The sequence below is a fragment of the Ruminococcus sp. B05 genome (genome assembly GCF_003628495.1).
Lineage (GTDB): Bacteria > Bacillota > Clostridia > Lachnospirales > Lachnospiraceae > Schaedlerella > Schaedlerella hominis.
The window spans coordinates 136,920-154,177 of record NZ_RBZR01000001.1; the positions used below are offsets into that span (position 1 = coordinate 136,920).

Annotated in this window: 7 protein-coding genes; 5 read left to right on the forward strand and 2 right to left on the reverse strand. The window is 39.3% G+C overall.

Translation table 11 applies throughout. The features are described 5' to 3' along the window. Window positions 1-21: 21 nt before the first annotated feature. From D8Q48_RS00535 to D8Q48_RS00550, 4 genes are all read left to right on the forward strand, one after another. The gene (locus tag D8Q48_RS00535; RefSeq protein WP_121055040.1) at window positions 22-1,746 is read left to right on the forward strand and encodes an ABC transporter ATP-binding protein; all 1,725 of its coding nucleotides are present in this window, start codon (window positions 22-24) and stop codon (window positions 1,744-1,746) included. Further along, window positions 1,736-2,572, forward strand: a complete 837-nt coding sequence (locus D8Q48_RS00540; RefSeq protein ID WP_022076164.1) for an energy-coupling factor transporter transmembrane component T — start codon at window positions 1,736-1,738, stop codon at window positions 2,570-2,572. Before D8Q48_RS00535 ends, D8Q48_RS00540 begins: the two co-directional genes overlap by 11 nt. A gap of 57 nt (window positions 2,573-2,629) precedes the next feature. Next, a complete protein-coding gene (locus D8Q48_RS00545) occupies window positions 2,630-4,768 on the forward strand; it encodes an ATP-dependent helicase (protein ID WP_121055042.1) in 2,139 nt (712 codons plus the stop codon). Between the two features lie 140 nt (window positions 4,769-4,908). Then, the gene (locus D8Q48_RS00550; protein ID WP_121055044.1) at window positions 4,909-6,594 is read left to right on the forward strand and encodes a Na/Pi cotransporter family protein; all 1,686 of its coding nucleotides are present in this window, start codon (window positions 4,909-4,911) and stop codon (window positions 6,592-6,594) included. A gap of 12 nt (window positions 6,595-6,606) precedes the next feature. Here the strand turns inward: D8Q48_RS00550 and D8Q48_RS00555 are convergent, their stop codons facing one another. Further along, window positions 6,607-7,881 (reverse strand): sensor histidine kinase, encoded by a 1,275-nt coding sequence (locus D8Q48_RS00555; protein ID WP_121055046.1) that lies wholly within the window; start codon window positions 7,879-7,881, stop codon window positions 6,607-6,609. After that, the gene (locus tag D8Q48_RS00560) at window positions 7,878-8,600 is read right to left on the reverse strand and encodes a LytTR family DNA-binding domain-containing protein (protein WP_121055048.1); all 723 of its coding nucleotides are present in this window, start codon (window positions 8,598-8,600) and stop codon (window positions 7,878-7,880) included. The genes D8Q48_RS00555 and D8Q48_RS00560 overlap by 4 nt, the downstream gene beginning before the upstream one ends. A 235-nt stretch (window positions 8,601-8,835) precedes the next feature. Here D8Q48_RS00560 and D8Q48_RS00565 point away from each other — a divergent pair, with 235 nt between their 5' ends. After that, on the forward strand, window positions 8,836-17,196 hold the full coding sequence (locus tag D8Q48_RS00565; protein WP_121055050.1) for an InlB B-repeat-containing protein: 8,361 nt from the start codon (window positions 8,836-8,838) through the stop codon (window positions 17,194-17,196). Window positions 17,197-17,258: the final 62 nt, after the last annotated feature.

Genomic DNA, 17,258 nt, shown 5'->3' on the forward strand with positions numbered 1-17,258 from the left:
TCATAGGAAAGAGGATCATGAATGATAAACGAGAATTCTCCGATTATTTCTTTTAAGAATTATTCTTTTCAGTATCGTGCACAGAAAAAACCGACACTGAAAGGAATTAATCTAGATATATATCCCGGTGAGCGTGTGTTGATCGCAGGACCTTCCGGGTGTGGAAAAAGTACATTGGCCGGATGTATTAACGGGTTAAATCCATATTCGAATCCAGGAAAATGTGAGGGTTCACTGGAGGTGAATGGAGTAGATGCCACCAAGAGCAGTATCTTTGAATTATCTGCCCATGTCGGAACTGTGCTGCAGGACCCGGATGGTCAGTTTATAGGTTTGACAGTTGGCGAAGATATCGCATTTGCATTGGAAAACAGTTGTACACCGCAGGATGAGATGCATTCCATTACAAAACATGTGGCAGAACTGGTAGGAATTGAGCATCATTTGGATTATGCTCCGCATGAATTGTCCGGAGGACAAAAGCAACGAGTAAGTCTGGCCGGAGTTATGGTGGATCAGGTGAGGATTTTGCTGTTTGATGAGCCGCTTGCAAGTCTTGATCCGGCGACAGGAAAGCAGACCATCGAATTGATTGATGAAATCCAGCAGAAAACAGATACAACAGTATTGATTATCGAACATCGTCTAGAAGATGTGCTCTGGCGAGATGTAGACCGCATTATATTAATGAATGACGGACAGATTCTGGCAGATTTATCTCCGGATGAATTACTTGCATCTAATTTACTGATCGAGAATGGGATTCGTGAGCCGTTGCATGTTACTGCTATGCGTTATGCAGGAATTGAAATAACCGCACAGAAGAAAGCATCTCACGTAGATTCGGTAGTATTAGATGAGGAAGATACAAAAAAACTCAATCAATGGTTTGAGTCACATCCGGTATTAAAAAATAATGATAAAAAAGAAGCATTGTTGGAAGTGAAGAATTTGGAGTTTGGATATGTGAAAGGGCAGAAGATATTAAGTGATGTCAGTCTATCCATTTCCAAAGGAGAGATGGTAAGTATTGTTGGGAAGAATGGTGCCGGAAAATCAACATTTTCAAAATTGATATGTGGTTTTGAAACACCGGATTCTGGTGAGATTCTGTTTAAAGGAAAGGACTTGCTTAAAGAGAACATCCGACATCGTGCAAAATATATCGGGTATGTAATGCAGAACCCAAATCAGATGATATCGAAGACGATGATTTTTGAGGAAGTGGCGTTGAGCTTACAGAATCAAGGATTGAGTCAGGAAGAAATCAAAGAAAAAGTCGAAGCAACCTTGAAAATATGTGGGTTGTATCCATTCCGTAACTGGCCGGTTTCCGCACTTAGCTTTGGACAGAAGAAACGTGTGACAATCGCAAGCGTGTTGGTACAAGATCCGGAACTTATTATTTTAGATGAACCGACAGCAGGACAAGACTTCCGTCATTATACAGAAATTATGGAGTTCTTAAGAAAGCTAAATGAACAGGGTGTAACGATCATTATGATCACACATGATATGCATCTGATGCTGGAATATACACCAAGAGCATTGGTATTTTCAGATGGTAAGATGATCGCAGATGGCAGTGCGGCAGAAGTGCTGTGTGATCCAAAGCTGATAGGTCGTGCAGCTTTAAAGGAGACGAGCTTATTTACACTGGCAAACCGATGCGGTATTGTACCGCCGGAAGAATTTGTAGAATGCTTTATAGAAGAAGACCGGGAGGTAAGAAAACATGGCTGCTAAAACTGTATTAAATTATCTGCCGAGAAAAAGTGTCATACATCGGTTGACCGGAACAACAAAGCTTGCATTCTTCTTACTGTTTACATTTGCGAGTATGATTACATATAATACGTGGGTATTGTTAGGATTATTTGCAGTGAGTATTGTGGCATTTCGATTGAGTAAGATCAAGCTGAAAGAAGTGCGGTTTATGATGGTATTTATGTTGATATTCCTGCTTTTGAACAATTTGTTTATATTTTTGTTTGATCCAAATCAGGGAACAACATTATATGGTACACGACATGTATTATGTCATTTGTTCTGGAGATATGATCTGACAGCAGAGCAATTGTTTTACATGTTGAATATTTCTTTGAAATATTTCGTGGCATTACCGGTTGCAATATTATTTATCTCTGCAACAAATCCAAGTGAATTTGCGGCAAGTCTTAACAGCATCGGGGTTTCCTACAAGGTGGGTTATTCAGTTGCGATAGCATTGCGTTATATTCCGGATATTCAGAGAGATTATCACAGTATCAGTCAGGCACAGCAGGCAAGAGGTGTAGAGCTTGGAAAGAATGAGCGCTTTTTTGCAAGATTAAAAAATTCAGTAAGTATTTTATTACCATTGATTCTGACAAGCCTGAATCGAATCGATACGATTTCAAATGCGATGGAATTGCGCGGATTTGGAAAGAACCCAAAACGAACCTGGTATATGAAACGTCCATTTGCAAAGGCAGATTTTGCAGTGATAGGATTTGGGGTTGTGCTTTTGGTTATAAGCCTGAGTGTGACGATAAAGTGGGGAAGATTTTATAATCCATTTATTGCTGCCTGACAAATAGATTGGTTTGCAAGGAAGAGAAGACAAGAAAGATAGGATAGTAAGAGAACGATGAATTGGAAGGAATTTGAACAGAGATTCCCGATACAATTGAATACTCAGCAAAAAGAAGCGGTACAGAGCGTGGATGGTCCTGTACTGCTTCTTGCTGTACCGGGGTCCGGGAAGACTACCGTGCTGGTGACCCGATTGGGATATATGGTGTATTGTAAGGGGATTGATCCGAGTAAGATATTAACAGTTACTTATACGGTTGCGGCAACAAAGGATATGGCGAAGCGTTTTGCAGGTTATTTTGGAAATGATATGGCAGAGCGCTTAGAGTTTCGGACGATTAATGGGATATGTGCGAAAATCATTCAATATTATGGAAAAATGGTTGGCAGGACAGCGTTTGAATTGGTCCGGGATGAAAAGATGACAGCAGGAATGTTGTCTAAAATTTATCAGCAGGTTCAACATGAATTTGCGACAGAGAGTGATTTGAAAAATGTCCGTACGCTTATTACATATATTAAAAACATGATGTTGAGTGAAGAAGATATTCTTAAGTTAGATGAAAAAGAAGATATTAAAATTTCGATTATTTATAAGGAATACTGCAGGCAGCTTCGGGAACATCATCTGATGGATTATGATGACCAGATGGTATACGCATATACAATGCTTCGCAAATTTCCTCAACTGTTGGAACATTTTCAAAATTTATATCCTTATATTTGTGTGGATGAAGCACAAGATACATCGAAAATCCAGCATGCGATTATTGCGTTGCTTGCTTCTAAAACGGAAAATTTGTTTATGGTCGGAGATGAGGATCAAAGTATTTATGGATTTCGTGCGGCATATCCGGAAGCATTGTTGTCATTTGAAAAGAATCACGCGAATGCAAGGGTGCTGTTGATGGAAGATAACTTCCGCTCGAATGCAAGTATTGTTGAGGCAGCAGACCAGTTTATCCAGAAAAATACATTGCGTCATGAAAAGCATATGCGGGCAACAAAGGAAAGAATGGAAGAAATTAAAGAGATTTCTCTAAAAAGCAGGAAAGCCCAGTACAGTTATCTTATGAAAGTTGCGGATGGCTGTACAACGCAAACAGCAGTGTTGTATCGGGATAATGAATGTATTTTACCGTTGGTTGATCTGTTGGAGCGAAATAACATTCCATATCAGATGAGAAATGCAGAACTGACATTTTTTTCGCACAGAACAGTTTTGGATGTTGTGAACATTATGAAATTAGCGTTGAATCCGAAAGATACGGAAGCATTTTTGCAGGTATATTATAAGATCGGTACATATCTTCGTAAGCAGGAGGCTATGAGGATAGCGGAAATTAGTGAGGAAAAGGATTTGCCGGTGCTTGATGTGGCGGCAGATTATCAAGGCTTGAGCGGACATGTTATAGGATGCGTCAAATCAGTGCGGACGCATTTGCAAAATATGCTGCAGGAAAGTGGAGATAAAGCGGTCAATCGAATTTCACAATATATGGGATATCGTGAATATTTGAATCGAATCGGGGTAAGCGACAGCAAACTGGAAATTTTACGGATGCTGGGAGCCGGGGAAGAATCGCCCGAGCGGCTTGTAAAACGTCTAGAAGAATTAAAATCTATTATTTTGGAAAAACAATCGGATGTACAGTGTCCATTTATTCTTTCTACGATACATGCAAGCAAAGGGTTGGAATATGAGCACGTGTATCTGATTGATGTGGTGGATGGGATTTTTCCGGAGCAGGCTTTGCAAAATCCGAAGCGGGCCTCAAAAGAAGAATTGCAGACTTACGAGGAAGAACGCCGCTTATTTTATGTTGGTGTTACAAGGGCAAAACAACAACTGACATTGTTTACAACAAACAGGGAAAGCGCATTTTGCAGGGAAATATTAGGGAAAACATTAGTTCAAAAGAATAGCGTAAAATCAGTTTCCGCTAATAAAATATTTTCTCAGGCAAATCCATATGCACAGAATACAAAATCAAGGATGAAGCCGGTAACAGCTGATGAATATAAGATGTTTAAAGAACAGCTTGGAGCAGGTGTGCTCGTGAAACATAAAAAGTTTGGTGATGGGGTTGTCGTTTCAATGGATGAAGAGCGTGTACAGATTTTGTTTGGGGAAAAGCTGCGAAATCTGGATATGCGTATGTTAATACAAGGAGGATTTTTAGAAGTGCGTTAGTGAAAACATGCATTTAAAAAAACTTCTTTTACGATTTAACATACATTTAACATAAATTTGATTTATCTTGCATACGTATTACATACAATTAACTCGCATGAAACAAGAAAATAATATTTGAAATAATGTGAGGAATTGGTATGAATGAGAAGTTACAGATCGTATTTGGGCTTGTAGGTGGTCTTGCAATATTTATCTACGGCATGAATATGATGAGTGAATGTCTGCAAAAAGCGGCAGGCGAGAAGATGAAAAGTATTTTAGCACTGTTGACAAGAAATCCAGTTTTAGGGGTATTGGCAGGAGCAATCACAACTGCAGTTTTGCAGAGCAGTAGTGCGACTACAGTTATGGCGATTGGCTTCGTAAGTGCAGGACTTATGAGCCTGCCACAGGCAATCTCGATTATCTTTGGTGCGAACATCGGAACGACAATGACAGCACAGATCATTGCATTTAAAATTACAGATTATATTTACATTATCATATTTATCGGTTTTATCATTTCTTTTGTGGCGAAGTCAGAGAAAGTAAAAAGTATCGGACAGACGATATTTGCTTTCGGTCTGTTGTTCCTTGGAATTGAAACGATGGGAGATGTTATGAAGCCACTGGCATCAAGTCCGATATTTACAGATTTGATCGCTAAAGTATCAAATATGCCGGTACTTGGAGTTGCGGTTGGTACATTGATGACGTTGGTAGTACAGAGCAGTAGTGCGACAATTGCAGTATTACAGAACTTTGCAGCCCAGGCTGGACCGGATGGTGTGACAAGTATATTAGGATTGACAGGAGCAATCCCGATTCTTCTTGGAGATAATATCGGAACAACGATTACAGCACTTTTAGCCAGCATCGGACAGAATAAGGATGCAAAACGAACAGCTGTAGCACACTGTATTTTTAATGTATCAGGATGTCTGCTGTTTATCTGGTTTATTAAACCATTTGCAGCACTGATTCAGTATATTTCGCCGAAAGGACCGGAAATCGAAGTGATTTCCCGACAGATTGCAAATTCACATACAGTATTTAATATTACAATGACTTTGATCTGGGTATGTCTGATTAATGTAATGGTTAAGATTGTTATGACTTTAATCCCGGATGGAAAGGCAGTTGCGGTAGATCCGGCAAAGCCATTGTATTTGGATGAAAAGATGACAAATCAGCCGACAGCAGCACTTCAGCTTGTGGCAAAAGAGATTTTGCATATCAGTGATATAGTGAAGGATGCGGTAAGTAATACAATTGAATTAGTTAAAACAGAAGATATCAGTCAATTGGAGGGCTTGCTTGAGAAGGGTAAAAATATTAAAGCATTGACGGATAAAACAACCGAATATCTGGCACTTTTATTTTCTTCCGGAACAATGACAGAGCAGCAGGCAGCTCAGACAGCGAGCTTAATGTATATTTTAAGTGATGTGGAACGTATGGGAAGCTTAAGTGTGGAAATTGCAAAATGTATCCGGGAGAAGGAACAAAATAAATATAAATATACGCCGGAAGCAATGGATGAATTACAGAAGAGTCTAAGAACACTGGAAAAAATGTTTATTGATTCAATGAAGGCATTGCAGGGAGATAAATCGGTTCAGATAGATAAAATGGTTAAGCGAAAAGATAAGATCATGGATTTGGATATTAAGATGAGAAAGGCGCATCTGCAACGTGTAAATAAAGGAAAATGTAAAGCAAGTCTGACAGCACCATTCACAAATATTCTTCATCTGATCGACCGTATGGGAAACAGCTGCTTAAATCTTGCGGATGTAGCAACAAATGAAATTAGTCTGAGTTATTTTATGACGGTGAATTAGAAGACAACATTTTTAAAATGTTGCCTGAAATCTAAATTCACCATTTTCGGCAAAGAAACCATAGATGCCTGAGTATTTATTTACGACAGAAATCATGCTTTGTACACCGAAGCCATGTCCACTTTTGTGTGAAACGGGAATGTCATTTTCAAAAGCAGGTTCTTCTTCGTAGCTGTTTGCAAGGTTGATACATAATTGTTCATTTTTTTCATAGAGTTTCAGATTGATATAACGACCTTCCGGATATGTGATTTGTGCACACGCATGAATCGCATTTTCCAGAGCATTTGAAAGTAAGCTGCAAAGGTCTGTAATCTGAAATCTTGAAAAATCAGTTGCAGTTACGGAAATAACAGTTTGGATTTGAAGTGCCTGTGCTTTTTCAATATAGGAAGAGAGAATCAGATTAACAGATTCATTTTCACAGTATTTTTGGATTGCACCAGACTGCAATGTTGTACAGATTTCGTTAATGTAAGAGAGGGCTTCTTCAGTTTTTTGTTCTTGAATACAGTTTTGAATAAAGTTCATATGGTGTTTTAAATCATGACGATAGATTGCGGCCTGCTTTTTGGAATCAGAAAGCTGCGCAATCTCTTTTTTTGCCTGGGAAGAAACAGTGGTGAGAAGTAAATTTTCACGCTCGGTACGACTTCGCTGGCTTGCATATTCAATCGTGAGCATTGAGAGAATAAAATAGAGCAGTACAAGAAAGCTGTCAAGAAAATCAATGACAACTGCACCGCCGGTGTAAAGTAAATTTGTATAAACTGTAAAAATATATTCCAAAATATAGTAAGAAAGAGGCAATAGGAAAAGTAACATTTGTGTTGTTTTATTTTCATATTTTAGTTTAATAATGTAAGGTGCGATTATTTTTATAACAAAAAATAAAAGTGGAATTGTAATCAGGCTGGAAGCAATATCGGATATAACAGGATTGTAATCAAAAAAGGATGCGATCAGTGTTCCAAACCATTTTCTCGGTGTACATAGTAAATAAGCAGACAGTACTGCAATCATAGATAGATAGAGGTTGCGGTGCAACCCAAATCGAATTAACAGAAAAAGCGGCAGGTGGATCAATAGGGGATAACAATGGTACAAAGTTGTTTCACCCATTATGAGATAGAAGAGAATCTGTACAATCCCGAAACCGCATATTGTCAGTGTGTAAAAACTTCTATGGTCTTCAAATGGAAAGTCTGCAAGATAAAGTGAGACGACAATTCCGAAAAAAAGAACCAGTCCATAATTGATAAAATCACAAAGCGTTGCAAAATTCATGGTGAAACCTCCTCCATTTGAAATGCAAGATAATGTTTTTTAATATCTGCCACCCTTCTCTGTGCTAAAGGGATAATCTTATTGTTTTGTAAATGCATATCTGTAGTAGTAATCGAACGGATGTAATTCATGTTTACAAGGAAGGAACGATGCGGAAGAATAAATTCTGAGTTTTGCATCAGTATATCAGATACCGATGAAAAACGTTCCGCAGTTGTAATCTGTTCTCCATTCTTTAGATAATAAATTACTTTTCGATTCAGTGCTTCCACATAAATCAATCCGGACAAATAAATTTTATGTACACCAAACGAACTTTTTACAATAATTGATTTGCCGGATTCTTCCATTCTCTTTTCCGAAATATCATCTAAAGCCTGAAAAAAAGCAGCTTTTTGTATTGGCTTCACAAGATAATTGGCAGCTTTGACTGTGTAGCTTTCGACAGCAAATTCCGGTGATGATGTAAGGAAAATAATATCGGAAGCTTTGTCAAATCCACGGATTTCTTTTGCCAGCTCGATGCCATTTAACACAGGCATGATAATATCAAGAAGATAGAGGTTAAACTGTTCATAGCGGGCGATGGAAGCAAGCTCAATGCTGCTACTGAAGGTTTTGATGGTTGACTTGTTTTTTCTTCCTTTAAAATATTCCTCCAACAGTTCTAAAATTTGAAGTTGTTCTGTTTTATCGTCGTCGCATATAGCGATTTTCATAAGTCGCTTCCTCCTGTAGTTTCATGTGAATTTATTATAACTTGAAATGAAATAAAATGCCATAGAGACAAGGTATCGTTCATGTCGAAAAAAGCGTAATTCATGTAGGTGTTTCCTCAAAAAGAATGAAATTTTGTACTATAGAATATAGAAAAATCGGATATTTTTGTAAACAAAGAATCATTCATGTTTTTACAAATATAGCGCAGGAAAAAAGAACACAGGGGGAACGCATATGTGGAAAAAGTTTTGGAATGATAAGAAAGGAATTATAATACTGATCTTTGTATTGACGGTAGTATCGTTGTCTGCGGCAGCATTTTTCGCAAATAAAAACGGGAAGCAGATGAAGGATGATTCAGATATTACGGTAGACCAGAAGACAGCGGAAGAAAAGAAGGAGACGGCAGAGAAACAGCAAGAAGAGAAACAGCCGGCACAAAGTAGCAGCCAACAGCTGGATAATAAGAGCATTCAATCCTCGGAAAATAAAGAAAAAGCAGATTCTACAAATAATAAAAAGGTTGCTTCTTCAAATGTGAATACCAAAAAAAAGAGCAAACAGCCGGAGAATCCGAATAAATCTTTTATAGACAAAGTTGTCGATAAGATTACAGGAAACGACGATAAGAAGCCGGAAGATACAAAAATAAAACAGTATAAGGTTACATTTTATACAGAAGGCGGAAGCAAATTAGAAGCACGTAAAGTTAACAAAGGAACAAAGATTGGTTCACTTCCGACACCTTATCGCGATAATTATATTTTTGTCAGCTGGTATTATGATAAGAATAGAGAAAAGCTTGCTTCAAAAGAAGATGAGATTAACAGTAATGTAAGTCTTTATGCAGAATACGCGGCACAGACACCACTTGAAAATGTAGAACAGGTGACATTTGCCAGTGCAACAGGAGTTAAGACAGATTTTAAGATTATAGTAAAAGCGAAGAATAAAAAATTGAATCTGGATGCTGTGAAAGCCGGGATTACAGCTTCGAATCTAACAGATCCAAAGCAGACAGATATTATAGAGGTGACAGGCGAAAGTGGAACGTTTACAATCTCAGGTAAGAATCCGGTTTCAGAAGATGGAAAAATGGACGCTGTGGATGGATTTGCCGAAGGCTGTACATATCGGGTTGCCTTGACAGATACCAGACTTTGTTTTGAAGATCAGCCGAAGACAGTAAGAGAATATAATTTTACAACAGATAAGAAACAAGTATTAAACACATCTTTAAATGACGGGATTGTATATATCCCGATAGAGGATATCAGCAATATCACTTCAGGAGATAAGAGTGTTGAAACATTGAGTATTGCACTTTATCAGGCAGACAAAGATGGAACACTTGGACCTGCCAATATGACGCAGGGAGAATTTGATTATACAAAAGGAGAACTCCATTTAGGCGATATCGTTTCTATTTATGCGGGATTAAGACCGGACAAACGTACATTGGATACGCCGAAGGAAGAGAACGGTGAGCTTGCGTATGTAGAGATTACTGCAAGAAATGGAAACCGGTATAGTTATAAAAATGCACAGCCGGAAGATGTTATTTTTGAGCCGGATATGTTGCCGATCCCAATAGGGGCAGATATGGATGAAGCAGCAGATACGATCACAGTGGATAATCAACTGCTTGATTATTCTGCCGATGTGTATGCAAATATCGAATTGGATAGTCAGACAACAGTGGATGTCGGAGATTTCATTATGTTCTATAGCGGAACATTTGGAGTCGAAAGCGGAAGCAATGCGGCAAAGCTTGAGAGATATGGAAAAATTACAGGAGTAAAGACAGGAGCAGGTGATACGACAACCATCGGATTCAAAGAGGTTGGCTGGGATGAAGTACAGCAGGCGATGGATATTTACGCAGAAGATACGATGACCGGTACAGATATGCTGGAAGGCGTAGATACAGCAGCCCTTGAAGCACAGATTGAGCAGCAGGCCCTTGAAAGTGGATTCGCAGAAGAAGCGGCACAATATCTTGGCTCAATGGCACTTGCAACAGAGAATTTTACAAAACTTAGTGATAATCTCAATCTGGAAGATTATAAAGTGACTCTGGAAGACGGAACACCTGTTTCGCCGGAAGAATTACAATTGATGGCATCTAATATCTCCGCAAAGTGTGAGATGGAACAAGGATATCCGAAAGCAACGATTAGCACACACCCGACCAAGCTTAATCAGGCGAACGGAACCGCTGCAAAGGATAAAGGTCTTAGCGTTCAGTTGGAAGTGCAGGCAAAGATTACGATTGGCAAGCAGGGCTCTGATAATCAGCTTGTGATCAACATTAGCGGAACATTTGCAGAAGAGGTAGGGATTGACCTCGGAGTAAGAAGTAAAGCAGTCTGGAAGGTATGGGGAATCTTCCCATATATTGCCGAATATCGCGTGACAGCCAATGTGGATGTATTGAATTATACCAGCGTGGAAGTCAATGCTATGATGATGACCCAGTCAAATGATGAAAGTGGAAATGAACATTTTGATGAAGGAGCAGAGATTGCAGGACAGATTAAAGAGTTGATCGACAGCAATAAGGAAAACGGAGAAGATGACGAATCGGAAGAAGGAAAAAGCAATCTGATCAAACGTTACAGTGAAATGATGAAAGGAGATTCGGATTGGGTACGTGTCATTGAACAGAATATTGTAGATAATGAACAGCAGGTTCCACCGCCGTTCCCGATTATTGCAATTAATACAGAAATCGATTTTGTTGTAAAAATGAATGCATGCATTTCTGTTGGATTCGATTTTGAATATATGACAGGAAAACGATATACATATACGATCGATGTATTTGCAGGAGCGGTTTATAACGATACCGTTACATTGTTAGAAGAGACATATCAGTTTGATTTCTATACGATGGGACGACTGGAAATAAAAGCAGGATTAGAATTTGAATTTAAAATAGGATTGTTTTCAACAGATCTGGCATCGGTCGGATTTAGGTCGGAAGCCGGTGCGTATAGTAAGTTATGGGGATATTTCTATTATGAGTTGAGGTATAGCACAAGTAATGGACGCGACCAGCAATATAATGGAGCAATGCTTATTGATGTGGGAGCATATCTGGAGGTCGGATTAAAAGCCCAGGCACTAAAGGATACCTTCTCTACAGAATTGAAGCTGTATGATAATGAATGGTCACTGTGGACGGTCGGCCGACAAGATAATGTGCTGGATTTTGCGACGGAGCAAGAAGAGATGCCGGATATCAAGTTGAAGCAGCATGTGAGGGATGCGATGCTTCCGGATGCAGTATTCTCTATGGATTATCTGGATTTGAAGGACGGCCAGGAGAAGCAGGCAATTTACAATGATGATTATGATTCCAATAAGGCAGAAAGCCTGACGAATCGTAAAAATTTTGATATCCGCATGACAAATGATAAATTCACATATGATCCGAAGACAAACACGGTCAGTGTAAATCCGGAAAAAGACGATAAAAAACTGGAAGGCGAGATGATTATTACTTGGATTCGCTACCCACTGGCATTTTCATCAAGACCAATTCAGAGAACAATTTCTCTGTATTGGGACAATCTGCGTGACGGATATGTCATTGTTCCGTATACAAACGGTGGAACATATATCAATATCATCAATGCAAAATTTGAAGCAAAAGTAGAAAAACCAGCAGATCCGGTAAAACCGGGATATGATTTTGCAGGCTGGTATAGTGATGAGACATTGACAGAAGCTTATGAATTTCCGGAGAGCATGCCTGCGGCAGATACAAATATCTATGCAAAATGGGTTGCCAAAGCAGATACACCATATCGTGTAGAATATTATACAGAGCAGTTGCGTTCAGGAGAATACGAGCTGGCAGAAGCAGAGGAACTGACCGGTACAACGGAAAGTTTCGTGACACCAGAGATAAAAGAATATGTTGGTTATCGGATGCCGGCAGAACAGGAAATCAAGATCAGTGCAGATGGAAGTTCTGTATTACGTTATTATTACGCATTAGAAAATCATACAGTTACATTTGAACCGGGCGAAGTCGGAGGAGAAAAGGTTACTTACGATTTGAAATATGGCGGAACGATCATTGCACCAATGATGGCAGCAAAAGGATATACATTTACCGGATGGGACAGCGAAGTTGTTTCAAACATGGGAACAGAGAATCTTGTCTATACCGCACAGTGGACGAAGAATCCGGATACTGCTTACAGAGTAGAGTATTATGTACAGGATGTCGACGGAAAATATAAACTGAAACATCTGTATGAAGGCATGGGCTTCACAGGAGAAGAGATTTCGGCAGACACATTGAGAAATCTTCCAATCGACGGTGAGACGACTGCTGAGCAAAAATATGTGGAAGAAAATGGAGTTGTATTTGAAAATCTTACAGTAAATGGACTGGCAAAAGAAACTGCGGTTGTAGAGGGAAGTGGAAAATCTATAATCAAGATCAACTACAAACGTGAGAAGTACAAAATAAGCTTCTCTTATGGTTATGACACCGGAGACGGAGAACAGTCATCAAGTCAGGAATCTTATTATGGAGATCATATCCACAGTCCGGAAAAAATGCAGCGGACGGGATATACATTTATCGGTTGGAGCATAGACGGGGTAAATGTAGTTGAACCGGAAAATAAGATGGGAACCGGAGATGTTGCATACACAGCTTTATGGAAAGCGAATACATATACAGTGAAGTTTGATAAGAATCATGATGCGGCTACAGGCGAGATGGAGCAGATGCAGTTTGCATACGATGAAGGACAGAATTTACATGAAAATGCATTTGTACTGGATGGATATGATTTTCTTGGATGGACCACACGAAAAGGAACAGGCGTGGAATATGAAAATACTGCAAGTGTCTTGAATTTGACGGCAGAAAATGAAGCAGCCGTTACACTGTATGCAGTATGGAATATGAAGAATTACAACATCATTTACAACAAAGCAGAAGGACTGATAAATACTAATCCGTCAAATTACAATGTTGAGACAGAAACCATTACGTTGATGGATCCTGTACGAAAAGGATATACATTCAAGGGATGGTATGAGAATGAAGCATGTGAAGGAGAAGTGGTCAGGGAAATTAAAAAAGGCTCTGTAGGAGATAAGATATTCTATGCAAAATGGGAGGCGAATACAGACACTCCTTATAAAGTAGAGCATTACAAAGAAGCACTCGATTGGAACATGGTTCTTGCAGATACAGATGAGCTGAAAGGTACATCTGACAGTCTGGTGACATTAGAAACAAAGAATTATGAAGGATTTATAATACCGGAAGTGCAGACTGTGTCAATTGCAGCAGATGGAAGTACGTGTGTCCGTTATGAGTACAAACGTAAGGATGTAACAGTTACATTGAATGTGGATGGCGGTATACTTCCAGAGGGTGTCGACTCTGTCATTTATGGCAAATATGAATCAGAATTACAGCTTCCGATTCCGCTAAGAGAAGGATATGGATTTGAAGGCTGGTATGTAGGAGAAGAAAAATTCACAAGTCATACAATGCCGGCAGAAGATACGGTATTACAGGCAAGATGGGTGGCAGGACAGTATGGATATACAGTGAATTATTATCAGCAAAATGTGGATGGTTCTGAAAATTATACATTAAAAGAATCCGTTCACCAAACAGCGGCAATGGATAGTGTTATTGAGCCGGAATTAAAACAATATACAGGATTTACAGCACCGGAAAAAGCAAAGCAGATCATAGTAACAACAGATGAGCGGGCAAATGTGGCAGACTATTATTATACGAGAAATAAATACTCCTTAAGCTGGGATCTGGATGGCGGTATGGCAGTGGCTGGCTATACAGAAGGACAAGTCTATTATGACACACCAATCATAGCACCGGCAGCTGTAAAGGATGGAAATTCTTGTGTATGGAACATGAAGATAGAGCAGAATATGCCGGCGAAGGATCTTGCTTATAAAGCAGTATGGACTCCTCAAAGCTATCAGCTTACAATGGAGCCAAACGGCGGATATGTAACGGGTGATGGTGAGCTTCTGACAAAAACGGTTACATATGGAACAGCTTATGATACGCTACCGAAGCTTGAAAAGGAAGGATATACTTTTGCCGGATGGTATTCAGAGCAAGAAGGCGGCACAGAGATTACAAGTGAGACACTGGTAACAGCGACAGGCGACCACACCATTTATGCACGTTTTATACCGATCAATTACAAGATTGATTATTACGGCGCAGATGGAGCAACAAATACGAATCCGGCACAATATAATATTGAAACAGGCTTGCTTACACTATCAGCGGCAGAAAAAGAAGGATACAGATTTGAAGGATGGCACGAAAAGGCGGATTTAAGTGATGATACTGTTGTGGCAATTCCTGCAAAGAGTACGGGTGATATCATTCTCTATGCAAAATGGAGTGAGAATCGCTATAAGGTTGTATTCCATTCCAACAATGAGGAAGACAGAAGTAAGGTTCAAAATTTCTCATATACAGAAGTGAAAATGCTGGATACAAATCGATATGTGCGAGAAGGCTATACATTTGCCGGATGGTCATTGATACCAAACGGAGAAGTTGTATATGCGGATTGTCAGACAGTAAGTAAATTGTCGGCAGTTAATCAGGGTGAAGTACATTTGTATGCAGTATGGACGCCGAAGGCATATCAGATTCTATATGAAAATATGGATGGAGCAGAAAATGCACCGGATAACCCGACTGAATTTACCGTTGTATCGAATACATTTAATTTACACGAACCGGTAGGAAAACCAGGCTATACATTTGATGGATGGTATAGTGATTCATCTCTTACAAAGAAGGTTAGTGGAACAATCATACTGGATGCACTACATGACTGGCGATTCTATGCAAAATGGAATCCAAACCCATACACCGTTACATTTGACAGTTGTCTGGGTGATACAGTGCCGGTAGAAACACAGCTGATGATGTACGATGAAGCGGACAATCTGAATCTGGTTTCTGAAATGAGAAACTTTAAGAAACCGGGATATACATTTACCGGATGGGCACTGGAAAAAGATGGAGCAGTTGTTTATAAAGACGGTCAAAACGTTAAGAATCTTGCAGGTGAAGGCAATGTAACATTATATGCTGTATGGGAGCTGAATGTATTTAAAATCACATATGATCTTGGAGCAGGAGGAATCAGTCAGACAAATCCAGAAAGCTATAGTATTGAAGATAATGACATACAGCTGGAAGCACCGGCTGCAAAAGACGGTTATCAGTTCCTTGGATGGTACGACGCAGATACATTGGTATCTGAGATTGTAAAAGGAACACAAAAAGATTATAGGCTGACCGCAAAATGGGGATATGGAGGTACATTTAATCTGGTATACGTAGGAAAAGAGGGTACTCGTTTAACCTACAAAGTGACTAGAACATTACCGGAAGGTACTGTGCCAACAACAAATCCACAGCACATTTATTATCGTACAGTAAATGGAACTGCATATGGTTCTACCGTTGATTCAGAGAGTGATAAATGTCATTTCAAACATGTTGGAGGAGAAGATGTATATTTGACATTTGGACAGAACGATATGGAAAAAACATTCACGATTGAAGAGTGGGGAATGAACACAACAGCGGATAGTGCAGCAGGATTCCAGTTAAATAATACAGCTCGTTATTATAATATAGAGCTTTATAAAATTGTAGATACAATAGGAACCTGCGGAGGCGTATTAGGAGAGCAGACTTCTTCTCAGCGCGTGATTGATGCAGAAAAAGCATACTGCTTGGAAGATTTGATAAAGGAATGCTATAATCAATGGCATAGTTATACAATCCGTACAGGAGATCCGAAGATAAACAATTATCATTATAATGAAAGAACTCCATATACATTTAATAGTTTGATGGAAGTTTTGAGAAGCAAGAATGTTAATGAAGCAAAGCAGAAATACATTGCAGGAACAGCAACGAATGCCGGTTTCCGTATGACTTCGGATTTGAAGGAAGTAAATGATGGATATCTATGGTTTAGATTTTATGGCGGCGGAGCATATTTTGCAGAGTATAAGCTCGATCTGCAGGGAAAGGGATGGAAAATCGATGTTCCATTCCCATATAACGGATCAAAGACAAATGGAGCAGAATATGAGAGTAAAAGTCATAATGGACAAGTTGTATTTGGCTCACCGTGCTATGCAAGGATCGGAATCAATGACAGAGTACAGCTTGAACTTGCAGAAAGTGGAAAAGGAAAAAATGCCTGGCAGTTCGGTACAACAGATTTACATTATATGATTCTTGATAACCGGGCACCACAGCAGGTTGGAGTTAGCTGCCTTGCCTTTGGACAGTACAAAGCAGGTGAACAGATTTCAATTACAGTTCATTATGATGAAGTGATCAAGTCAGCATCGAATATAGGGCTTTTGGGAGTAGCAAATATTCCTTTGACAAATGTGCAATATGCGGGAGGAGAAGGAACAAATGCACTTACATTTACAGCGACACTGGCACAGGATTTTGAAGTGACTCCGGATGTGAACAACGACATTAAGAATCTGAAGCCGGTAACGGGTACAGTCAAGGATGTATTTGGCAATTAATAGGTCATAAAAATAGCAAAATTTCAAAGTGAAAAATACCGATAGGGCACCATTTATGTGGT

Coding starts and splice junctions, on each gene's coding strand:
- D8Q48_RS00540 (WP_022076164.1), top strand. CDS start 1,736: ATGGCTGCTAAAACTGTATTAAATTATCTGCCGAGAAAAAGTGTCATA.
- D8Q48_RS00545 (WP_121055042.1), top strand. CDS start 2,630: ATGAATTGGAAGGAATTTGAACAGAGATTCCCGATACAATTGAATACT.
- D8Q48_RS00550 (WP_121055044.1), top strand. CDS start 4,909: ATGAATGAGAAGTTACAGATCGTATTTGGGCTTGTAGGTGGTCTTGCA.
- D8Q48_RS00565 (WP_121055050.1), top strand. CDS start 8,836: ATGTGGAAAAAGTTTTGGAATGATAAGAAAGGAATTATAATACTGATC.
- D8Q48_RS00535 (WP_121055040.1), top strand. CDS start 22: ATGATAAACGAGAATTCTCCGATTATTTCTTTTAAGAATTATTCTTTT.
- D8Q48_RS00560 (WP_121055048.1), bottom strand. CDS start 8,600: ATGAAAATCGCTATATGCGACGACGATAAAACAGAACAACTTCAAATT.
- D8Q48_RS00555 (WP_121055046.1), bottom strand. CDS start 7,881: ATGAATTTTGCAACGCTTTGTGATTTTATCAATTATGGACTGGTTCTT.